The organism is Streptomyces sp. NPDC058086, assembly GCF_042885015.1.
Classification (GTDB): domain Bacteria; phylum Actinomycetota; class Actinomycetes; order Streptomycetales; family Streptomycetaceae; genus Streptomyces.
The window spans coordinates 19,477-41,783 of sequence record NZ_JBHVST010000096.1 but is presented as its reverse complement, the minus strand read 5'-3'; the positions used below and the strand labels follow the sequence as shown (position 1 = coordinate 41,783).

The following is a 22,307-nucleotide window of genomic DNA, read 5'->3' as shown; positions in this document are numbered from 1 at the left end:
AACCCCCACCCCCACCACCCACATCACCGCACACCAAAACAACACCACCGTCTTCACCGCACAACTCACCACCCACACCCCCACCTGCATCTGAGAACATCCAGCGCGACGATCTTCAAGGTGGTTGGATCACTCCGGAGAGTCCGGTGTGGCTCCGCTGGCCGGGCACCGGCCGGGCATGCTGCTCGTACAGATGTTCACGCGGCGCCGCTCGACTACTGAGACTGCGCACAGCCTCCTGCGTCATGCTGCGACCACGAGTTGGTCGCGCTCGTGACCCGGTTCCCGGAGATCACCGAACAGCACCTCACCGTTCAGGCCCTCAAGGTGGAGACTGCCCGGCACATCCTGGGCTGGGCAGCACTTACGCTGCGGCCCTCAGCCCGCCCTGCGCGCGGTCACGAAGAAGCGGGCTCCGTCGGGGTCGGTCAGGATGGCCTCGGTCGAGCCGACGCCCTGCTGGTGGGCCGTGCCACCGTGGGCGCGCGCGGCGCGGGCGGCGGCCTCGACGTCGTCGACGGTGAAGTGGATCTGCCAGTGCGGCCGGATCGTCGGGTCGGGCGCCGCCTCGACCGCGCCGGAGTGGATACGGGCCACGACATCGCCCCGGCTGCGCAGCACGACCTCGTTGTCCTCGTAGCGCACCTCGCAGGACCCGGGGGCCGAGGACGCCCACTCCAGGACCTCCCCGTAGAAGATGGCGGCGTCGAAGGCGTCGCGGGTGTGCAGCCGTACGAAGACCGGTGCCGCCCGGCGCCACTCCTCCCAGCCGGCCACCAGCTCGCCCTCCCAGATGCCGAACACCGCTCCGTCCCGGTCTGCCAGCAGGGCCGCCCGGCCCGGCGGAAACGACAGCGGTCCCACCGCGGTCGTACCCCCACGCTCCTGACTGCGGGACACCGTCTCGTCCGCATTCGCCACCGCGAAATACGGGGTCCAGGTGGCCATCCTCGCTCCGAAGCCGGACATCGCCGAGACGCCGGCGACCGGCACTCCGTTGACCCGGGCGAACCGGTACTCCCTGCCCAGCCTGCCCGCGTGCCACTCCCAGCCCAGTACGGCGTGGTAGAAATCCTGCGCGGCCCGCAGATCGCGTGTGGCCAGGCTGACCCAGCAGGGCGCGCCGAACACCGAGTGGCTGGAGACAACCGCACGGTCGAGTGTTCTGTCGCTCTTCATCGCTGTACCGTCCTGACCTCACTGGCCGACAGCGGCTGGACACGAGTACTCCGGGATGTCGGTGGCATACGGCACGCGACCGACATCCGCCCAGCCCGGGGAGGCCTTCCACACCGGAAGGCCTCCGACGGCTCAGGAGTACCCGCGGATCCGCTGTCTCATCAGCTCCAGCATCCCCCGCCTCGGCCTCCCACGCACCATACAAGGGCATAAACGGGCATAAACGGATTTATGCTCGGGGTCGCTCGAAGGTCAGGAGCAGTCCCTCCACCGCGCCGGGGCCTATGCGCCCCTTGACATCGGCGGACGTGATCGCCTTGAGCGCCCAGCCGTCCTCGGCGTGCTTGTTCAGAACCTTCTCCAGCTTGTCGCTGTCCAGCGCGTCGCCGATGAGCGACTCCCGGAAGGTGACGACCTTGTACTCGTACGTGTAAGCGTTGCTCATGACTGCGTGGTTCTCCTGCGGTTCGAACGGTATGGCCGGGCCCACCCAATCACTGTTCGATGCCGTGGCACAGGGGAGGGGCCGGTCCGTACGGATACCTTTGGCGAAGCTTCATGGAGGGTCGGTCCGGAGCGTGGGGAAGGACCGGCCGGGCGGAGGGAACTCATGGACAAGGCACCGGGCAGCGGCCACATACGCGCGACCGAAGAGGCTTGCGGAGGCATTGCCGCGGGCGAGGGGGGCGTGGACGGCTTCGCAGGGCTGCGGGCGCGCGACTTCGGCTACCTCGACGAGGGCGGCCACACCTATCTCGACCACACGGGCGCCGGGCTGCCACCACGCTCGCTCGTCACGGGGAGTGCCGAACGGATCACCGGCGGGTTATTCGGCAACCCGCACTCCGAGAGCCCGGCCTCCCGCGCCTCGGGACTGCTGCTCGCCGAGGCCCGCCGCGCGGTGCTCCGGCACTTCGGCGCGGACCCCGCCGAGTACGCCGTGATCTTCACGGCCAACGCCACGGGCGCGCTGCGCCTGGTCGGCGAGGCGTATCCGTTCGCGCGCGGCAGCAGGCTGGTGATGTCGCTGGACAACCACAACTCGGTCAACGGTCTGCGTGAGTACGCGCGGGCCAGGGGAGCCGCGACGGCGTACGTCCCCGTGAGCGGGTCCGGCCTGCGGATCGACGAGGAACGGCTGTGGGACGCGCTCACCGCGCGCGGACGCGGCCCTGGGCGTCACCTGCGCCGCCTGGGGCGGCGCGGTGGCGTGGGGCCGCGCGGGCTGCTTGCCTACCCGGCCCAGAGCAACTTCACCGGCGTCCAGCATCCGCTGGAGTGGATCGCGCGGGCGCAGGAGCAGGGCTACGACGTCCTGCTCGACGCGGCCGCCTTCGTGCCGACGAATCCGCTCGACCTGGGCCGGTTCCATCCGGACTTCACCGTCGTCAGCTGGTACAAGGTGTTCGGCCACCCCACCGGCATCGGCAGTCTGATCGCCCGCCGGGAGGCCCTTGCCAAGCTGCGCCGGCCCTGGTTCTCCGGTGGCACGATCTACGCGGTCAGCGCGCAGGCGCAGTGGCACGTTCTCGCGGACGACGAGGCGGCCTTCGAGGACGGCACGGTGAACTTCCTGTCCGTCCCGGACGTCACCGCCGGGCTGGAGTGGATCGACCGCCTCGGCATGGACCGGGTGCACGCCCATGTCACCGTCCTGACCGGCCAACTGCTCACCGGCCTGGGGGCGTTGCGCCACAGTGACGGTTCCCCGATGGCCCGCTTGTACGGCCCCCTGGACGCCGGGGCGGCCCGTGGCGGCACGGTCGCGCTGAACCTGTTGGGAGCGGACGGCCGGATCGTCGACGAGCGCGTCGTCACCCGTGACAGCGCCGTGCGCGGTATCTCGCTGCGGACCGGCTGTTTCTGCAACCCGGGTGCCGGTGAGGCGGCGTTCGCCCTTCCGCTGCGCCGGCTGCGCTCAGCCGCGGGCAGACAACTCGGTTCGATGGAGGAGTACTTGGACCTGCTGCGGCTGCCTTCGGCCGGTGCCGTCCGCATCTCCCTGGGCGTGTCGTCCCAGCCGAGGGACATCGAGACGTTCCTGACGTTCGTGACCCAGACCTATCGCGACCGCGTGCCGGGAGTGACGGGGCTGGCGGCTCGGGTGGGGTGCTGAGGGCCTGGCGGCGGCGTCAGCCGCCGTGGACCTGGACGCGCCCCCGCGAACGGCGCGGCCGGGTCGCCGAAGCCGCCCGCGGGTGCCGGGCCCGGCGCTCAGTGTCCCGCCCGGCTCCGCGCCGCGCCCTCCCGGCACTTGCGCACCAGGACCGCCCACGTCACCACAAGGAACAGCACCGCGAACCCCGCGAGGATCAACCAGCCGCGGCTCGCCGGATGACCGAACGAGTCCCCGTACGAGTCCAGCAGCGGCGGCCCCAGGGGCGACGTGCCCGCGCGCCACAGCGACTCCAGGCCGACCCCGCTGCCCAGTGCCTCGAACGCCCACCGGTTGGTCATCGCCCAGCTGATCGCCTCCCCGGCGCCGGTCATCCGCGGCACCGGCACGAACGCCCCCGAGAACAGCACCTGCGGGAAGCACAGCAGCGGCAGCATCAGCGTCGCCTGACCCGGCTCGGTCACCGCGGCCGAGGCCAGCAGACCCAGCGCGAGGGCCGCCGCCGAGGCCAGCACGCTCGACACGAACAGCGAACCGTACGTGCCCCACCCGGCCGCGGGCAGCCGGTCCAGCGCCCGCAGCACCACCAGCAGCAGCACGTCGGCGACCGCGAGCACCGGCAGCATGGTGGTCAGCTTCGACGCGACGTAGGGACCGATCCGCAGCCCGGCCAGCCATTCCCGGCGCAGCACGGGCAGCTCGGTGCAGATCTGCAGCAGCCCGTACGTCAGGCCGAAGAAGAACGCGCCGAACGCGATCCAGAACATGATCATCGCGGTCGATCCGGGGTCGGGCGCCGCGCGATCGAAAGCGCCCGCCCGGAACAGCACCGCGAACATCGCCACGATCATCACCGGTGAACCGGCAAGGACGGCGACCGAGAGCCGGTTGTGCAGGAGCAGCGCGGTACCGCGACGGGTGAGCAGCGCCCATTGCCGCACCGCACCAACACGCCGGACGGGCATGGGAGATGACGGTGTGGCAGTGCCGTGCACCTCCGGCGGCGCGGCGCGCTCGACGTGTACGCCCCGGGCCACCGCCTCGTACACCTCCTCGACCGTGCCCACCCCGAACGCCCCGCACAGCGCGCCCGGTTCACCGGCGTACGCGACCTTGCCGTCGGGGGAGAGGAACACCACCTGGTCGCCGCGGAGCAGATCGGCGAGCGTGTGGGTGGTGAGGACGACGGTGGTGCCGTCCTCGGCCAGCGCGCGCAGGGTCCGCAGCAGGGCGGCACCGGTCACCGGGTCGAGCCCGGAGGTGGGCTCGTCGAGGAAGAGCACACGGGGTCGGGTGAGCAACTCGGCGGCGATACTGGCCCGTTTGCGTTCGCCGCCGCTCAGCGCGCGCACGGGCGTGGCCGCCCGGGAGGAGAGACCGAGAGCCTCCAGGACCCGGTCCACGCCCGCCCCGACGGACTCGGGCGTCGTGCCCGGCGGCATGCGCAGACCCGCCGCGTACACCAGCGTCCGGCGCAGCGGCAGCTCGCGGTGGATGATGTCCTCCTGCGGCACGAACCCGAACTCAGGACCCGGCGGGCCGGGTTGCGCCCCGTCGTGCAGGACCGTCCCCTCCGTCGGCGCGCGCAGCCCGGCGAGCGTCTGCAGCAGGATCGTCTTGCCCGCCCCGCTGCTCCCGGCGATCACCGTGAGCCGCCCGGGCGCGACGTCGAGGGACACGTCGTGCAGGACGTTGCCCGCGCCGCGTATGCGCTGCCCCACGGAACGCACCTGTATGTGCAGGCCGTTGACCGAGGTGGCGGAGGCTTCGGCGGACGAGGACGGCTGCACGGGCGTCGGCATGGGTGCAGCATGCCAGGGGCCGGCGTACCGCGCGCCCCAACCGTACGCGTACGCCCCCCGGATGGCGTGCCGCACGGGCTACCCCGGCGTCGCGAACCCCGGCGACCGGGCCGGCTCCGGGCGATGGACGCCGCGCGGCCGGTACGCGAGCCGGTCCGCCACACCCACCAGATCCGCGAGCAGCCACACGATCGCGAGCCACATCTCGGTGCCCTGAAGCCCCGGCTCCCGGCCCGGACCGCCACCGTCCTCGCCCGCCGGACCAAAACCGAACCCGGCGCCGTCCCGCCACCGTCCCAGCGCCCGCGTCAGCTGCTCCTCGGCCCAGGTCCGTACCTCGGCCGCCCGATGCCCGCCGCGCCGCCCCGCGAGCCACAGGGGATGGGCCACGTCCAGCACGTTGCAGGCGTTCTCCCGGCCGGCCGTGAACCAGCGCTGATCGCGGCCATGGGCCAGTACGGTGTCCACGACCCGCTCCGCGTACGGCACATCGAGCCCGAACTGGGCGTAGGAGCCCCGGGTGAGCCGGTAGTAGCCGTTGACCAGCTGCAACCGGCCCGCTGCGGGCGACTCGGCGGTGCCCCACATCCCCGTCCACGGGTCCACCCGCGTCGTGAGCCAGCCGAACAGAGCCTCCAGTGCGCCCGGCTCCCCGTCCTCGACGCCGAGCTCCAGATTGCGATGGGCGCCGGTCGCCCAGCAGTCCACCCACGCGCCGGCGGACCAGGTCCGCGTCCGCCACGGCAGTGACCCCAGCCGTGCGAGCAGCTGATCAGCCGTCATACACCGGACCACATGCACTGGTTGGGTGAGGCGGGAGCCCAGCAGGTCCAGGGCGTAGCTCACGGCCAGCACGTGGTACTCGGCGGTGCCGTCATCGATCCAGCCGTCGGCGGCCGGGGCGGGCAGCACCCCCGGACCGCCGTCCGGAGCGAACTCGGGCACCAGCCCGCTGCCGGGATCCTGAAGGGCGCGCAGCCGCTCGGCGTGTTCGTCGGCGGCCAACTGTTCCGGAGGTGAGCCCATTAGCAGGTCGGCGATCTCGACGGCGTCGCAGTGTGCTCGAACGGTCGCGGGAGCGCCCGGCCGGTCGGCGTAGCGGCCGGCTTCGGGGTTCCAGCAACGGGCGATGAGATCGGCGGCCTGTGCCCGGGCCCGGTCGGCGAACCGGGCGACGGCGTCCCCCAAGTCGCCTGACAGGTCGCCCGAGGGGCCGTCTGACAGGTCGTCCGGGAGTCCGCCCGGCAGGGCACCCGAGACCGCTCGGTCCCGTCGTGGTCCGACCTGGGCGCGGCGACCGCGCAGGGGGCGGGCCGGATTGCCCGCCGCGACCGTCCACGGCGCCAGATCCTTCGTGACGACCGCGCCCGCGCCCACGACGCAGTGGTCTCCGATCGTCACCCCGTCCAGTACGACCACGTGCGAGCCGATCCACACGTCGTCGCCGACGGTGATGCCCTTGCTGGTGAGGGGCTGCTGGTGCACCGGCCTGTCGGGGGCGAAGCCGTGGTTGAAGCCGAGCAACGAACTGTGCGCGCCGATCCGGACCCCGTCGCCGAGGGTGATCCGGCCCCGGACCGTGGCATACGGGTTGACCGTGCAGTCGTCGCCCCCGGTCACCTCACCGGTGACGTAGGCGTGCCCGGCGATGTAGGAGTCGGCGCCCAGGCGCAGTGTGCCGGTGAAGACCCCGGCGGCCGGAGAGACGTAACAACGCGGCCCGAGGCGCGCGCCCGATTCCGCCAGTCGCCGCTGGTGTGCGTCCTGCGCGGCCCGCTGCCCGGCGGAGGCACGGTCCACGAAATCCCAGGGGCAGTAGTCGAAGTAGGCGTCATCGAGGGCGGTTTCCGCGTCCATCGCACGGGAGTCTAGAGAGCGCTTGCCGTCCGGGCAATGCCTGCCGATGCCGCCTTCGCGTGATGCCCGCCTTCGCGTGACGCCGCCCTCGCGTGATGCCGCCTTCGCGTGATGCCCGCCTTCGCGTGACGCCGCCCTCGCGTGATGCCCGCCTCGCGCCACGTGGCTCCTCCGCGCTGTGCGGCCCGACGTCGGCGGGAATCGGCCCGGACCGCGACCGCGCACCCCGTGATGGTGCACCGCCGCAGCCCGGAACACTCCGTGGGACCCGCGTCGGAGCGCACACGAGTTCCCCCGTCCCCGCTGCGTGACGACCGGTCCGCACGTCGTGTCGTGATCCTGCAATCCCCAGCCACTCATGTCAACTGCTCTAGCCGCGTACGGCTATTGGAGTATCTTCCGCTCTGGCTGGCCGGGCTCGGCAGCGGCTAAAGTCTCCGAAGTCAACGTGCAGTTCGTGCCCCCCGTCCGACATCAGGAGACCTGCCGGTGAGAGAAACGCGCCGAGCGCTCGCCGAGACCCTCGGCCGTATCGGCTCCCTGATCGGGGACGGGCGGAGCCGCGACGACGTGCTCGACGTGGAACAGCTCTCGAACGAAAGCGGCGTCCCGCGAGATGTCGTCAGGATGCTCCTGGACGGCGAGGAGCCCCCCGCCGAGGACATCACCGACCGGATCGTCCGCCGTATCGTCCACCTGCGCGAGACGCGCCTGCGCCCCGACGGGACCCGCCACTCCTACGACGAGATCGCGGCCTCCTACGGGGCCTCCCGGGCATCCCTGTCGAACCTCGTGAACAGCCGCCGGAAGACGCCCTCGCAGGAGATGCCCGCACGGCAGGCGCCCTCGCAGCAGACGGTGGAGCGGCGTCCGGCCCGCTCCGGTGGCCCGTTGGCATCCACCCAGGCCGGCATTGAGGCGTTCTTCTTCGGTCAGCCCAACGGCTGGCTCTCCGCCGATCCGCAGGCCTCGCTCAACCACGCCCTCCAGCCCATCCTGCACGGCTTGGAGGGACGGGCGGCCGATCCGATGTCTCGGCTGCGCAGTACGCACGGACTGCGGGAGTTGGCCGCGCGCGCCCCGCAATTGGCCGAAGAGGAACTTCAGTTGGTGACTGACTGGATCGACACCATCCTGCAGCGCAGAAACGCTCAACGGGTACAGGGTTCGGGATCGGACAATTCGCACACCGAAGGGCACTGATCATGGGGGCACCCGGTCGTACGCAGGCCCGTCGCCGCCCGGGACGGGAAGCTCACGCTGCGCCGTCCGCCGGGCGCAGCCACCGGCAGACGTCCTGCGCGCGGGCCGGAGCGCCTGCGGAACGCATCGGATGCGCCAGGCCCGGATGCGCGCGTATCCCGTTTGATCGGTATTTGATCCCCCTCAGCTTGCTGCACACCGCAGAGCCTGGCGTGGCCGACAAGGCACCTTGTTTGGCATATTGACAGGCCGAGTTGGGCGTACCTTCGGCCGGGTGGGTGCAGGCAGGGTGGGATCGGCGGGCGCCGTGCGACGGTGCCCCATGCTGAAGTTCGCGGGGGAGAGCGGTGCGCACAGGCAGAGCCAAGGAGATGCGGATCCTGATCGGCCGGTTGGCCGACGGAGTGAGCCTGCCCGTACCCGCCGCTCCTGACGCGCTGTTCGACGCGCTCATCGCCGTGGTCGCCGAGATGAGGGGCCGTGAGGTCGTTCTCCTCAAAGAGGAGTTCCCGCACCGCACCGCCACGGGACTGTGGCTCGACATGCCGGACCACGACATCATCCTCGTCGACAAGCGGGCCGCGCCCGTCCACCAACTGGCCATCCTCTGCCACGAGATCTGGCACATGATCAAGGGTGATTGCGGCCATCACGCCGACGGGATCCCCGTCGCCGCACGCGTGCTGAGCGACCGGGCCGATGTGCAGCGGACGGTGAGGGCCGTGGCCGCGCGTACCGAGTTCCACGAACGATCGGAGCAGGAAGCCGAGACCTTCGCCCTGCGGGCGGTGACGCACCTGCGGATCTGGCTGGAAGGGGAACCCGGCAGCCTCGCCACGGACCGGTCCCAGATCGCCGGCCGGATCGGCGCCTCACTGGGACACCGCCGGTCCCAGGTCTGAGCCGTGAACGCCTCGCGCTACTACATACCCGCGCTGGCCCTGTGGGCCGGCCTCGGAGTGAAACTGCCGGATCTGATCCGAACCTGGCGTGACCCACTGGTCCGTTCGGTCTGCTGGGTGATCTTCCTCGGAGGCGCCGGATTCCTCTTCGCCGCCCCGCCCACCGTCGCCGCCGTGAACAGAGCGAGCGGCATCCCGAATCTCGCCGCCCCGCTGGACTACGTCATCGTCAGCGCCTACAGCGCCGCCTGCCTGCTGCTGATCCTTCACTGGCGCGGCGGACCGGCCGACCATGTACGCCGTCTCGCCCGACGCTGGCAGATCGGCTACAGCGTGCTGATCACCTCGATCATCGTCCTCTTCGTGGCGGGGGACGCCCCCGTCGAGCGCCGTACGGATCTCGACACCTACTACGCCACGACGCCCTGGATCGGGCAGATGATCGCGCTGTACCTGCTCGGTCACATCACCGCAGCGGTGGCCACCACGGCCCTGTGCCGGCGCTGGGCGCTGGAGGTGCGCGGATGGCTGCGGACCGGGCTGTGGCTCCTCGTGGCCGGATGGCTGCTGAACCTGTCCTTCAGCACCCTGAAGCTGACCGCGGTGGCGGCGCGGTGGGCCGGCGGGGACTGGGACGTGCTGAGCACCAGCCTGGCGCCCGGCATGGCGAGCCTGGCCGCCACCGTCGCCACCGTCGGCTTCACGGTGCCGCTGTTCGGGCCGCGGCTGGGCGTGCTCCGGCACACCGTGGTGACCTGGAGGCGGCTCGGCCCGCTGTGGCGCGAACTCAGCGGCGCCTCCCCCGGGAGTCCGCTCGCCGCTCCGATCCCCTGGTATTCGTCGTACGCCGTACGGCTCACCCGGCGTGAGGCCGGCATTCAGGACGGGCTGAACCTCCTTCGCCCGCATCTCGACGACCGGGTCCGTGCCCGGGCGCAGGCAGCGGCTCGGTCCGCGGGACACGGCGACGAGGACGCCTCCCGCATCGGCCTCGCAGCGATGATCGCCGCCGCCGTTCGGGTCCATCCCGACGGCGCGCCCGTCGAACCCGCCGTACTCGACCACTCCGCGGGCCTCATGGCGCGCGCCACCTTGATGGGCGTGGCGCATGCGTTGCGTACGTCCCCCATCGTCGTGGCGGCCCGCGCGGCCGCTGTGGCCGCCGCGGCCCCTGCCGACGAAAGAACCCCGTCATGAGCCCGCACGACGTGCCCCCGCGCCGGCCCGTCCCTCCACCGGACACGCCCCGGCGGGCCACGGCGGCCTCTCCGCCGTCCGATCGACCGAGCCCATGTACATCCCCGGAAGGCAGGCAGGCCCAGTGGACAGCGGCATCGTCTTCTACATACCCGGCGCTCTTCTCCTGGTCGCCGCGGGACTGAAGCTGTCGGCGGGCACGGGCCTGTGGCGGGATTCCCTGGTCGCGCCGAGCAACGCGATCCTGCTCGTCGGCGCCGCCGTGTGCGTCCTGTCCGCCCCGCCCACGATCCGGTACGTCAATGACGCTACCGGCGTCGCGAACTTCAGTGCCCCGCTGGTGTACGCCGGCATGACGGCGCTCAGTGCGAGCTACCTGGTCCTCATGATCCGGTGGAAGGGCGGGCCCTCTCGGACGCAACAGCGCTCCGCCCGGCTCGTATTGGGCCTCTACGCACTGGTCATCGCGGGAATCTGGGCCCTGTTCGGCCTGGCCGAGGTCCCCGTGGAACGGACCCAGGACCTGGACACGTACTACGCCAACACGCCCTACATGCGTGAAATGATCGTGCTGTACATGGTCGCGCACACGGCCGCCACCGCCGCTCTCGCCGTCATGAGCGCGAGCTGGCTGCGAGAGGTACGCGGTGTGACCCGCGCCGGTCTGATCCTGCTCATCGTCGGCCTGACGTTCGACGCGGGCTACCAGATCGCCAAGTACACGGCCATGGCAGCCCGCTGGAACGGCGCGGACTGGGACTTCCTCTCCACCAACGTGTCCCCACCGCTCGTCATGCTCGCCGGCGTCACCACCGCCGTCGGCTTCGCCGTCCCCCGGGTCGGGCCACCGGCGGTCGACAATCTGCGCGCGTGGAGGCGCTACCGGCTGCTGAAACCTCTCTGCGCGGAGCTGCGGACGCTGCGCGCGCCGACCGAGGGGATCATCCGCTGGTGGGATCCGCCGGTCGTGCGTCTGGCACGCCAGGAGATCGCCATCTGGGACGGCGTGCTGGCCTGCTCGCCCTATCTCGACGACGAGGTGCGCACGACCGCGTACGCCGAGGCCGTGGCTTCACTCGCCGCCGATGGCACCTCCGGAGTCCGATCACCGCACCAGGCCACGGTGGTGGCCGAAGCGGCCATGCTGGCCGCGGCCCGTGTGCAGGTCTCCCACGACGCCGGCGCGGAGGTACCGGCGAGAGCGGGAACCCTGGAGTCCATTTCCCAAGCGCACCTGATGGTTCTTCTGTCGCGCGCGCTGTCCTCGTCCCCGATCGTCGCCCAAGCACGACGGCGGGCCGCCGCCCGTATGGCCACCAGCCATGACTGAGACTCCCGCTCCCCGTAAAGAAAAGAGTGCACCCTATGTCGTCGTCTGCCAGAACTGCCTCCCGCCGTACCGCGGTGGTCATCGGAGGGGGTATGACGGGCATGCTCGCCGCGGCCGTGCTCGCCGACTTCGCAGACGTGCGGATCATCGAACGCGATGTGCTGCCGGACGGCCCACACCCCCGCAAGGGACTGCCACAGGCCCGCCATGCCCACGTGCTGTGGTCCGGCGGCGTGAAGGCCCTCGATGACCTCCTGCCCGGCATCATCGGCCAACTGGTCGACCAAGGCGCCCTCACCCCGCGCATCATGACCGACCTGGTGTCCAAGGCTCCCTCGGGGCAGTGGTTCCGCAGATTCAGCCACGCCCGTCACACCAACCTCCTGTGCAGCCGTGACCTCCTCGACGCGGTGATCCGCACCAGGGTCCTGCGGGACCACCGCGTCACCCTCCTCCAGCAGACGGAACTGCTCGGCCTGCTGGGCGACGGGGACCGGGTGACCGGTGTCCGTGTACGCGCGGAAGAGTCCGAAACGTCCATCCCCGCCGACCTGGTGATCGACGCGAGCGGGCGTGCCAGCCGCGCCCCCGTCTGGCTGCGGGAACTCGGACTTCCTCCGGTCCAGGAACGTACGGTCGACGCCGGTATCGGCTACGCCAGCAGGATCTACCGCGCACCCGGCAGCGCCGCGGACGGTTTTCCCATTGTCAACGTCCAGGCAGATCCCCGTCGGATCCCCGGCCGGGGCGGCATCATCGCCCCCATAGAGGGCGGCCGATGGCTCGTGACGCTCTCCGGATCCCGTGGCGGGCAGCCCAGCAGCGACAACGACGAGTTCATGCCCTTCGCCCTGAGCCTGCCGCACCCCGTCATCGGCGAACTGCTGGCGAACGCCAAACCCGAGAGCGACGTCGTCACCACCCGCAGCACCGCCAACAAGCGGCGGTACTACGAGAAGGCCGCCCGCTGGCCCGACGGCTTCACCGTGCTCGGAGACGCCGTCGCAGGCTACAACCCCGTCTACGGCCACGGGCTGAGCGCCGGCGCACAGAGCGTGCTCGCCCTGCGCCGCGTCCTGCGGCAACAGGATCTCGCCGCACCCGGTACGGCCCGGCGCGTCCAGAAGGCCGCGGCACGACCGGTCGAGAACGCCTGGAGCCTGGCCGTGGGCCAGGACGTGTTCTACCCGGACGCCAGCGACCAGCCGCCCACCCGGCTCGAACGCACCCTCGCCGCCTTCGTCGACAAGGCCGTCGACGCCGGCTCACGCAACCCCTACGCCCTGCGCATCCTCCTGGACGTGATGAGCATGGAGAAGCCGCCCGCCCGACTGCTCATGCCTGACATGCTCGCGCTGGTCTTCCTCGGCCGGAAGACACCGCCCCTGGAAGGCCCGCCGCTGGCACAGCACGAGCGCGAAGCCACTTTGTGAGGTGTCGTCCGATCCCTGCGCGGGTTCGCCCGCGCAGGTGCCGACCAGCCCGAGCCGCCGTCAGGAACCGGCGGCGAGCCACGGCATCGGGTCGGTGTACGTGCCGTCGACGAGTACCTCGAAATGGAGGTGTGGGCCGGTCGACAGGCCGGTCGAGCCGACGAAACCGATCACTGTTCCGGTGTCGACGTTCTGGCCCGAGGTGACCCGAAGGGCCGACAGATGGTTGTACGTCGTCTCCAGCCGTCTTCCGCCGATGGTGCCGTGATCGATCACGATGCGGTTGCCGTAGGCCTTGGTCATCGCCGCGAACACCACCTGCCCCTGCCGTGCGGCGGATATCGGGGCCCCCTGGGGCGCCGCGAAGTCGACGCCAGTGTGCAGCTTGGTCACGCCGGTGAGCGGGTGCTGGCGCGTGCCGAAGGGTGAGGTGACCACGAGAGAGGTGAGCGGCGGTGCCAGCACCGCGTTCGCCGTCCCGCTGCCGGAACTCCCGGTGTCCACCCGGTCGTACGACTTGTAGCGCGGGAACAGTGCCTTGACCTCGGTGACGTAGGTCCGTGCCTTCGTGGGGACGTGCCCCGCCCGGGTCACCGCGTCCGTGCCCACCGTGTAGGCGGCGAGGGTGAGGTCGAGGAGCCCTCCGGTGACCGTTCCATGGGATTTGAGTCGGGTGGCCTTCTCGGCGAGAGCGCAGTCCTCATGGGCGAGCGCCATGATGGCGTCCACCGGGTCGCGGGGCGAGGACCGTTTGTTGCCGTCCTCGTCCTTGCCCCAGGTCCGCCACTGCGCGTCGGTGAAACCGGCGATCCCCGTCTGACCCGAGAGCGTGGCGAAGTCGGTGTCCCAGCTGGAACGCTGTTCGATCTGGGCCGCGAGGACGGACGGCTTCAGGACCGTGCACGTCTTGGCCGCCGCACGCAGCCAAGGGACGTAGGCGTCCTCGATGTGCTCGGCGACCGCGCCGTCCGCGACCACCGCGCTGTTCGTACTCGGATCCGGCGACACAAGAGTGGTCAACCGGCCCGTCGCCGTCATGAACCCGGCGACCCCCAGTACGGCCGTCAGCCCCGGCAGGACCAGCAGCGTGAACGGTCCGGGGCGGCGTCTGCGCCGGGTGCTCGCGGCCCCGGGCTCGGGTGGCGACTCGGGGGTACTGATACTCACCAGGGGACGCTAGCGTTTCGTCCGCCGGACTTCAGGAGGAGCAGAGGCAAGGTCACGTGCCCGTTCGGGCACACCGCGACGGGCGACGAGACCCGTCGCGGCGCTCATGTGGGCCTTCCTCGGCCCGGAGTGAGCGCGTCGATCCACTCGCGGACGGCCCGGGCCGTCGTCGGGGCGTTCGCCTCCAGCACGCCGAGATGGCTGCCGGGGGCGTCCACCGTGTCGTGGGGGAGCGGCCAGGACGACCGCCACCGTTCCGGCATGTCCGGCAGAGGCTCGCAGGCGCGGACCAACAGGGTGGGAACCTGGGTGGGTCGAGGGTCCCAGCCGCGGAACATGCGGGTGTACGCGCCCAGCGACAGCAACGTCAGGTCGTCCACCGCGCTGTCGAACCGCTCGCCGACGGTCACGGGGATCCGGGCGGGCATCGCCAGCAGCCAGGGCTCGGCTTCCCGATCGGGGGTGACGTGGTACGAGTCCACCAGCACGAGTCCGGACGGAGGCGCGCCGTCGGCTGCCAGCCGGGAGGTGACCGCGTGGGCGGCCGAACCGCCCATGGAGTGGCCCACGACGACGTAGGGGCGATCGCCGAGGTGCCGGCGGACGGTTGTGGCGTGCAGTTCGGCCAGCGTCTCCAGGTCCCGCGCCACGGCGACCCCGGTGTCGACCCCGGGGTGGCGCAGTTCGAAGACGTCCCGCTCGCCGTCGAAGGGGCGGGCGAGCCCCGCGTACCAGGGCCGACCGAGGTTGGTGGCGAAGCCGGGAACGCAGACGAGTGCCGGACCGTCCGCCCCCGAGGCCAGTCGCAGCGGCGGTATCGCGTGCCCGGCACCTTCGTCGTGGCCGAAGGTGGGTGCGGCGAGGGACGCGCTGACGAGGAGGTACATCGCGGAGACGACGTCGCCCGTTTCGCAGACCTGCCGATAGAGGGTCGGCAGCGACCTGCCGGTTCCGCGCCGGCGTTCAACCGCCGGGACGGCGGGGCGGGTCGGTTCATGACGCCGATCGCCTTCCGGCGGCCCGGCGGCAGTGGCATCGTCGGCCAGAGCGCCGCTCAGCTCGGCGTACACGTGATCCGCGAGCCGCTCCGCGCTCGGCCAGTCGTAGGCGACGGTGGCCGCCAGCGGGATCCCGGCGAGCAGGCTCAGCCGGTTGCGCAGCAGGACGCTCATCAGCGAGTCGAGGCCCAGCTCCGGGAAGTCCCGGTCGACGGCCTCGGTCTGCGTATGACCGAGCACCGCGGCGACCTCGGCGCGGACCAGTTCCACCAGGGCGGGCGCCCGCTCGGACGGCGGCAGTGCCGCGAGGCGGTCCCGCCAGGCCCCGGCGACACCGTCCGGTTCCGTCACCCCGCTCGCCACCCCGTTCTGCGCCGGGGGCGAGGCCGTCGGCCGGGCAGGGCGCAGCAGCCCGCGCAGCGGCGGCGCAACGGATGCCCCGGCGGGCAGCGCTCCTGGCGAGCGGTCCAGCGGCAGCGGTGCGAGGACGGGCTCCCCGCCGCCCAGTGCGGCGTCGAACAGTGCCAGCGCCTGTTCCGGGGAGACCGCGCGCACCGTCCCGCCGTGCACCCGGCCCGCGCGCGCCGCCATCCCGTCGTCGTCGGCCCAAGGACCCCAGGCCAGGGACAGTGCGGGAAGGCCGAGGGCGGTGCGGTGACGGGCGAGCGCGTCCAGGAAGGAGTTCGCCGCCGCGTAGTTGGCCTGGCCGGGATTGCCCAGCAGTCCGGCGGCCGAGGAGAACAGTACGAACTGCGACAGCGGCAGATCCTTCGTGAGCTCGTGCAGATGCCAGGCCGCGTCGGCCTTCGGCCGCAGTACGGCCGTCAGCCGCTCGGGCGTCATCGCCTCCAGCACGCCGTCGTCCAGGACCCCGGCCGTGTGCACCACGGCGGTGAGGTCGAGCCCGAACTCCTTGATGAGGGACGTCAGTTGATCTCGCTCGGCGATGTCGCAGGCCACCAGGTCCACCCGCGCCCCCGCTCCTTCGAGCTCGGAGCGCAGCGCCTGCGCCCCCGGCGCCCGCTGTCCCCGTCGGCTGACGAGCACGAGATGCCGTACGCCGTGCCGATCGACCAGATGCCGGGCCAGCAGCGCACCCAGGGAGCCGGTGCCGCCGGTGATCAGGACGGTGCCCCGGCCGAGGGAGCCGTCCGCCGCCGCTCCGGGAATGGCCGCAAGCCGAGGGACTCTCAGCAAGCCGTCATGGATGGCCAGTTGGGGTTCGCCCGTGCCGAGCGCGGCAGGCAGCAGCCGTAGCGACTCGGGGCGGCCGTCCACATCCACGAGCGTGAGGCGCCCGGGATACTCGGCCTGTGCGGCCCGCAGCAACCCCCAGACCGTCGCGGCGGGCAGGTCCGGCGCCGCGTCGGCGGCGCCACGCGTGACCACGGCCAGCCGCCCGGAACCGGCGAGCCGCGCACGCAGCGGATCCAGTGCCCGGACGGTCAGCGTGTGGGCCGCGGCGGCGGGGTCGGTCCCGTCGTCGGCGCGGGCGGACAAGGACATCACGACCACCTCCGCAGCGTCCGCGGACCCGGACGCCGTGCCCCGTTGCGGCAGGAACGCGGCCAGCCCCAGGTCGTCGGGTTCCTCCACCGCGACGGCGGGTCCTTCGCCGACAGCGGGAACGCCGGTCCACCGCAGCCTGTACAGCTCTCCGACCGGGGCGACACCCGCCTTCGGCACCGGTCGGGTCGTCATCGACTCCAGCCGGGCCACAGGCGCACCCGAGGGCGTGGCGAGATCGAGGCCGACCGTGTCCGGGCCGGTGTTCCTGATGCGTACGCGCAGCGCCGTGGCCCCGGTCGCGTGCAGCGTGAGGCCCTGCCAGGCGAACGGAAGCCGGGCCGGTCCGGAGGGCGGCTCGGCAAGCAGTCCCGCGTGCAGGGCGGCGTCCAGCAGCGCCGGGTGGAGCGCGTGACGCCGGGCATCCGGGAGCGACACCGGGCCGACTTCGGCGAACAGGTCCTCGCCTCGTCGCCACAGGGCTGTGACGCCCCGGAACGCCGGCCCGTACGCGAGACCGGTGGCGGTCAGCCGTTCGTAGGCGCCGGTGAGATCCACGGGTGTGGCATCCGGCGGCGGCCACGCGCCGAGCGGGACAGGGCGCTCCAGGACACCCGCAACCGCCGGTCCGAGCCGACCGGTCGCATGGTGTGTCCAGGCGCCGAGCGCACCGGACTCCTCCGGCCGCGCGTACACGTCCGCCGTGCGCCGCCCGGCGCCGTCCGGCTCTCCCAGGGCCACCTGGACCTGGATCGGCTCGTCGTCGGCGGCGGGGAGGAACAGCGGGGTGAGAAGGGCGAGATCCTCCAGTACGGCGACACCGCACGCGTCGCCGGCATGGAGCACCAGGTCGGCGAACGCGGCCCCGGGCACCAGGGTGTGGCCGCCCACGACATGGTCGCGCAGCCACGGCTGGGCCGAGCCGGACAGCCGGCCACCGCACAGCACACGCTCCGTGCCCGGCACGGTGACCGTGTGTGTGAGCAGCGGATGGCCGAAACCGGGTGCCGCGTCGGGGGCGGGCTCGGACAGCCAGTAGCGCTGCCGCTGGAAGGGATAGGTCGGCAGGTCGACCCGCCGGGCGCCGCTGTCCGCGTACAACCGATGCCAGTCCACCGGCACACCGTGGACATGGAGTTGACCGAGTGCGTCGAACAGGGTCCGCGGCTCGGGGGCGCCCCGCCGGGTGGCAGCCACGAACAGCAGGTCCTTGCCGCTCTCGGCCAGAGCCGTCGTGGCCTGGGCCGTGAGGTGCGGGTCCGGCCCGACCTCGGCGAACGCGGTCACCCGCCCGTCGTACGCCAGCCAGCGCACGGCGTCCCCGAACCGCACGGCCTCGCGGGCGTGCCGTACCCAGTACTCGGCCGACCGCAGCTCGTCTCCGACGGCCGGGCGTCCCGTCAGCCCCGACAGCACGGGGATACGGGGCCGGTCGTACGTCAGTCCGTCGGCGACCCGGCCGAATTCGGCGAGCATCGGCTCCATCAGCGAGGAGTGGAAGGCATGGCTGACCCGCAGCCGGACCGTACGGCGCCCGAGCGCGGCGAAGCGCCGGGCGAGCGCGAGGACGGGTTCCTCCACGCCCGAGACCACCACCGCGCGCGGGCCGTTCACGGCCGCGATCGCGGTCCCGTCGGTCAGCTCGCGGATCACCTCCGCCTCGGTGGCGTCGAGCGCCACCATGGCGCCGCCCTCAGGCAGCTCCCGCATCAACCGGCCCCGGGCCGCGACCAGTTCGACGGCGTCCCGCTCCGACAGGATGCCCGCGGCGTGCGCCGCCGCCAACTCGCCGATCGAGTGTCCGGCCAGGAAGTCCGGCCGCATGCCCCAGGACTCCAGCAGCCGGAAGGCGGACACCTCGAAGGTGAACAGGGCCGCCTGGGCGAAGTCCGTACGATCCAGCAGCGCGCTCTCGTCGGTTTCCTGGAGCACCGAGCGCAACGGGCGTTCCAGGTGTGCGTCGAAGCGGTCGCACAAGGCGTTGAAGCTGTCGGAGAAGACCGGAAAGGCTTCGCACAACTCCCGGCCCATCCCTGGGCGTTGGGCTCCCTGACCGGTGAACAGCAGGGCCGAACGGCCGGCGGAGTCCGCCGTGCGCGGCGCGGCGGTCGCCGCCAGGGTGTCCAGGGCGCTCAGCGTCCCCGCGCGGTCCTCGACGGCGACGGCGGCTCGGTGGGGGAGTGCGGCGCGGGCGGTGGCATGGGTGAACGCCACGTCGATCAGGGCGAGTGCGGGCCGCTCCCGCAGTACGGCCGCGGTCCGTGCGGCCTGCGCCCGCAGAGCGGCCGAACTCGCGCCGGAGAGGAGCAGCGGCGGTGCCACCGCGCCCCGCCGGAAGGGTGCTGCGGGGACCGTGCCCGCCTCGGCCTCCTCCAGGATCACGTGCGCGTTGGTCCCGCCGATGCCGAACGCCGACACCGCCGCCCGTCGCGGTCGCCCGGGAACGGGCCGCCACTCCTCGTCCCGGGTCAGCAGCCGTACGGCGCCGGACGACCAGTCCACTCGTGGCGACGGTTCATCGGCGTGCAGCGTCCGCGGGAGCCGTTCGTGGTGCATCGCCAGTACGGTCTTGATGACACCGCCCACCCCGGCCGCCGCCTGGGTGTGCCCGAGATTGGACTTCAACGAGCCCAGCCACAGCGGCCGTTGGGCCGGTCGGCCTTGCCCGTACGTGGCCAGCAGCGCCTGCGCCTCGATCGGATCGCCGAGTGCGGTGCCCGTGCCGTGCGCCTCCACCGTGTCGATGTCCGCCGGGGACAGTCCCGCGTCGGTGAGGGCCGCGTGGATCACCCGTTGCTGCGCGGGCCCGTTGGGGGCGGTCAGCCCGTTGGACGCGCCGTCGGAGTTGACGGCCGAGCCGCGCAGCACGGCCAGGACCGGATGACCGTTGCGCCGCGCGTCGGACAGCCGTTCCAGCAGAACCAGGCCCACGCCCTCGCCCCAGGCGGTGCCGTCGGCCGCCGCGGAGAAGGGTTTGCAGCGCCCGTCGGGCGCCAGCCCCCGCAGCCTGCTGAACGCGACGAACGGGCCGGGTGAGGCCATGACCGTGACCCCGCCCGCGACGGCCAGCGAGCATTCGCCGTCGCGCAGGGACCGTACGGCCGTGTGCATCGCCACCAGCGACGACGAACACGCGGTGTCCACCGTCACGGCGGGCCCGCGCAGCCCCAGCGTGTAGGCGATCCGGCCGGAGGCGACGCTGCCCGCCGAACCGAGGGCGAGATGGGCCTCCAGTTCGTGTCCGCCGCGACGCAGGAGGCGGCGCCCGTAGTCGGCGTGCATCACGCCGACGAAGACACCGGTGTCGCTGCCGCGCAGCCCCGACGGGTCGAGGCCCGCCCGTTCCAGCAGCTCCCAGCCGGTCTCCAGCAGCAGCCGTTGCTGCGGGTCGGTGGCCAGTGCCTCACGGGGCGACATGTTGAAGAAGGCCGCGTCGAAGTCGGCCGCCCGGTGCAGGAAGCCGCCCCTGCGGGTGAGGGAGGTGCCCGGCCGGTCGGGGTCGGGGTCGTACAGGTCGGCCGTGTTCCAGCCACGGTCGGTGGGGAAGTCCGAGGTCGCGTCGGTGCCGTCCACGACGAGCCGCCACAGATCCTCCGGGGACTCCACGCCCCCCGGGTAGCGGCACGCCATGGCCACGACGGCGATGGGCTCCCTGGGTCTTCCGGGCTCGACGCGGGGTCCGCCGCCGGACGTGCGCGCGGCGGCGAGCCGGCGGTCGCCGTGCAGCGCGTCGCGCACCAGGACCGCCGCGGCGGCCGGCGTGGGATGGTCGAACACCAGCGTCGCCGGCAGATCGAGACCGGTCGCCGTGCCCAGCCGGTCGCGCAACAGCACACCGCCGAGGGAAGTGAGTCCCTGTGCGGTGAAGGGCAGGTCGGGATCGAGGGACTGCGCGGGGACGTCGAGCGTGCGGGCGGTCTCGTCGAGTACCAGGTCCAGTACGGCGTCGGACGCGGCCGTCAGCCGCTCGCGCAGCGCCGTGGACGCGGCCGCGCGTTCGGCGGCGAGCCGCTGCGTCAACTGCTCGGCGAGCGCGGATCGGACGATCTTGCCGGAGGGGGTACGGGGGATCGCGGGGGTCGGGTAGATCTCGTCCGGCACCTTGAACCCGGACAGCCGCTCCCGGCAGTCGGCGAGCGCCCGCGCCGCGTCGAACCCCTCCGGTCCCGGGACGACGAAGGCGACCGGCACCTCGCCCAGCACGTCGTGCCGCCGGCCGACGACAGCGGCGTCGGCGATGTCGGGACGGGCCAGCAGTACCTGCTCGACCTCGGACGGGTTGATGTTCTCCCCACCTCGGATGATGAGTTCCTTGACCCGGCCGGTGACACGGAGGTGTCCGTTCGTGCCGAGCCGGCCCAGGTCCCCGGTGCGGTACCAACCGTCGGAGAACGCCTTCGCGGTGGCGTCCGGGCGGTTGTGATAGCCCGTCATCAGTCCGGGGCCGCGGACCCAGATCTCACCGTCGGCCCCGTCTGCGACCTCGGCACCGGTGGACGGATCGGTCAGCCGTACCGCGAGCCCCGGCAGCGGAGGCCCGCTGGAGGCGTCGTCACGGGGTCCGTCGAGCCGCTGGACCGCGATCTTCCCGCAGGTCTCCGTGGAGCCGTAGCCGTCGAGCAGGGGAGCGGCCAGGACACGGCCGACCTCCGCCTTCAGCTCAGGGGAACAGGGCGCGCCCCCGGTGACGCACAGGCGCAGTGACGAAGACACCGGGTACGCCGTCTCGCGCAGCGACTCCAGCAGGAGGCGATAGGTGGCGGGTACCCCGGCCAGAATGGTGAACGGCTCGGCGGCCAGCGCCTGGGCGACGCTCGCACCCGGGGCGAGGAGGCGTGCGCTCGCACCGACCGCGATCACTCCCATCAGGCACAGCGAGTGCGCGAAGGCGTGGAACATGGGCAGGGGCCACAGCAGCCGGTCCTCCTCCCGCAGTCCGTGCGCCGGCACGTAGGCCGCAGCCACCGACCACAGGGCGGCACGCTGGGTGGAGACCACGCCCTTGCTCTCCCCGGTCGTGCCCGAGGTGTAGAGAATCCACGCCGGATCGTCGAGACCGAGGTCGTCCCGGGGCGCCGCGCCAGGATCCGTCCCGGTCAGGTCCTCGAAGGCGAGCGCATCGGCGGGCAGCTCCTTGGAGGCGAACGTATCGGCGGGCAGATCGCCGGGGCCGACGACGGCCACCCGTAACCCGGGTCGCTCAGCCGCCAGTCGGGCGACCCGGGTGGCGAGTGACTCCTCGGTGATCACCAGGACCGCGCCGCTGTCGTCGAGGAAATACCCCAGCTCTTCGTCCGACGCGCCGGGGTTCAGCAGCACGCCGATGGCCCCGGCCCGCAGCACGCCGAGACAGCTCTCCACGAGCTCCACCCGATTGCCCAGATGGATCGCGACCCGCTCCCCGCGCCGCACCCCGAGCCGCGCCAGATGCCCCGCCAGCCGACCGGTGCGCTCCTCCAACTCCCGGTAGGTGACGGCGCGGCGGCTGTCCACGTAGGCGGTCCTGCCTCCCAGCCGAGCCGAGTGCTCCCTCAAAGTGCTGGGCAACGCACGCACCAACTCGCCCTGGAATTCGGCCATTCCCCACCCCTACGACCTCGACCGCAGACCACTCGCC

Annotated in this window: 12 protein-coding genes; 6 read left to right on the top strand and 6 right to left on the bottom strand. The window is 72.1% G+C overall.

Features of this window, described 5'->3' with window-relative positions:
• Nucleotides 1-378: 378 nt before the first annotated feature.
• Both ACFVWD_RS44910 and ACFVWD_RS44905 read right to left on the bottom strand, forming a co-directional pair.
• Entirely contained in the window at nt 379-1,179 is an 801-nt protein-coding gene (locus tag ACFVWD_RS44910) for a VOC family protein (RefSeq protein WP_389603908.1), read from the bottom strand.
• A 229-nt stretch (nt 1,180-1,408) separates the two neighbouring features.
• Nucleotides 1,409-1,624 (bottom strand): DUF4177 domain-containing protein, encoded by a 216-nt coding sequence (locus ACFVWD_RS44905; RefSeq protein WP_168499473.1) that lies wholly within the window; start codon nt 1,622-1,624, stop codon nt 1,409-1,411.
• 165 nt (nt 1,625-1,789) lie between these two features.
• On the opposite strand from ACFVWD_RS44905, the gene ACFVWD_RS44900 reads away from it, so the two are divergent.
• Nucleotides 1,790-3,295: an aminotransferase class V-fold PLP-dependent enzyme gene (locus tag ACFVWD_RS44900; protein ID WP_389603906.1), complete on the top strand. Its 1,506-nt coding sequence runs from the start codon at nt 1,790-1,792 to the stop codon at nt 3,293-3,295.
• Nucleotides 3,296-3,393: 98 nt separating this feature from the next.
• On the opposite strand, the gene ACFVWD_RS44895 is transcribed toward ACFVWD_RS44900, so the two are convergent.
• Together ACFVWD_RS44895 and ACFVWD_RS44890 are read right to left on the bottom strand one after the other, a co-directional pair.
• Nucleotides 3,394-5,097, bottom strand: coding sequence for an ATP-binding cassette domain-containing protein (locus ACFVWD_RS44895; RefSeq protein WP_389603904.1), 1,704 nt, complete (start codon nt 5,095-5,097; stop codon nt 3,394-3,396).
• Nucleotides 5,098-5,175: 78 nt separating this feature from the next.
• Nucleotides 5,176-6,954, bottom strand: coding sequence for an acyltransferase (locus ACFVWD_RS44890; RefSeq protein WP_389603903.1), 1,779 nt, complete (start codon nt 6,952-6,954; stop codon nt 5,176-5,178).
• A gap of 489 nt (nt 6,955-7,443) precedes the next feature.
• Between ACFVWD_RS44890 and ACFVWD_RS44885 the strand changes: the two genes are divergently transcribed.
• The 5 genes from ACFVWD_RS44885 to ACFVWD_RS44865 all read left to right on the top strand — a co-directional run bounded on the left by ACFVWD_RS44885 (nt 7,444) and on the right by ACFVWD_RS44865 (nt 13,019).
• Nucleotides 7,444-8,157, top strand: a complete 714-nt coding sequence (locus tag ACFVWD_RS44885) for a hypothetical protein (protein WP_389603901.1) — start codon at nt 7,444-7,446, stop codon at nt 8,155-8,157.
• A gap of 347 nt (nt 8,158-8,504) precedes the next feature.
• A complete protein-coding gene (locus ACFVWD_RS44880; RefSeq protein WP_389603899.1) occupies nt 8,505-9,059 on the top strand; it encodes a toxin-antitoxin system, toxin component in 555 nt (184 codons plus the stop codon).
• Nucleotides 9,060-9,062: 3 nt separating this feature from the next.
• Nucleotides 9,063-10,256 carry an MAB_1171c family putative transporter gene (locus ACFVWD_RS44875; RefSeq protein ID WP_389603897.1) on the top strand — a complete coding sequence of 398 codons (1,194 nt, stop codon included), beginning with the start codon at nt 9,063-9,065 and terminating at the stop codon, nt 10,254-10,256.
• Between the two features lie 124 nt (nt 10,257-10,380).
• Complete coding sequence (locus tag ACFVWD_RS44870) at nt 10,381-11,586, top strand: DUF6545 domain-containing protein (protein WP_389603896.1); 1,206 nt, start codon at nt 10,381-10,383, stop codon at nt 11,584-11,586.
• Between the two features lie 35 nt (nt 11,587-11,621).
• Nucleotides 11,622-13,019 carry an FAD-dependent oxidoreductase gene (locus ACFVWD_RS44865; protein WP_389603894.1) on the top strand — a complete coding sequence of 466 codons (1,398 nt, stop codon included), beginning with the start codon at nt 11,622-11,624 and terminating at the stop codon, nt 13,017-13,019.
• Between the two features lie 60 nt (nt 13,020-13,079).
• On the opposite strand, the gene ACFVWD_RS44860 is transcribed toward ACFVWD_RS44865, so the two are convergent.
• Both ACFVWD_RS44860 and ACFVWD_RS44855 read right to left on the bottom strand, forming a co-directional pair.
• Complete coding sequence (locus ACFVWD_RS44860) at nt 13,080-14,180, bottom strand: M23 family metallopeptidase (RefSeq protein ID WP_389603911.1); 1,101 nt, start codon at nt 14,178-14,180, stop codon at nt 13,080-13,082.
• 110 nt (nt 14,181-14,290) lie between these two features.
• Entirely contained in the window at nt 14,291-22,270 is a 7,980-nt protein-coding gene (locus tag ACFVWD_RS44855; RefSeq protein WP_389603892.1) for an SDR family NAD(P)-dependent oxidoreductase, read from the bottom strand.
• Between the last annotated feature and the right edge of the window lie 37 nt (nt 22,271-22,307).

Coding starts and splice junctions, on each gene's coding strand:
- ACFVWD_RS44865 (WP_389603894.1), top strand. CDS start 11,622: ATGTCGTCGTCTGCCAGAACTGCCTCCCGCCGTACCGCGGTGGTCATC.
- ACFVWD_RS44890 (WP_389603903.1), bottom strand. CDS start 6,954: ATGGACGCGGAAACCGCCCTCGATGACGCCTACTTCGACTACTGCCCC.
- ACFVWD_RS44900 (WP_389603906.1), top strand. CDS start 1,790: ATGGACAAGGCACCGGGCAGCGGCCACATACGCGCGACCGAAGAGGCT.
- ACFVWD_RS44855 (WP_389603892.1), bottom strand. CDS start 22,270: ATGGCCGAATTCCAGGGCGAGTTGGTGCGTGCGTTGCCCAGCACTTTG.
- ACFVWD_RS44905 (WP_168499473.1), bottom strand. CDS start 1,624: ATGAGCAACGCTTACACGTACGAGTACAAGGTCGTCACCTTCCGGGAG.
- ACFVWD_RS44895 (WP_389603904.1), bottom strand. CDS start 5,097: ATGCCGACGCCCGTGCAGCCGTCCTCGTCCGCCGAAGCCTCCGCCACC.
- ACFVWD_RS44910 (WP_389603908.1), bottom strand. CDS start 1,179: ATGAAGAGCGACAGAACACTCGACCGTGCGGTTGTCTCCAGCCACTCG.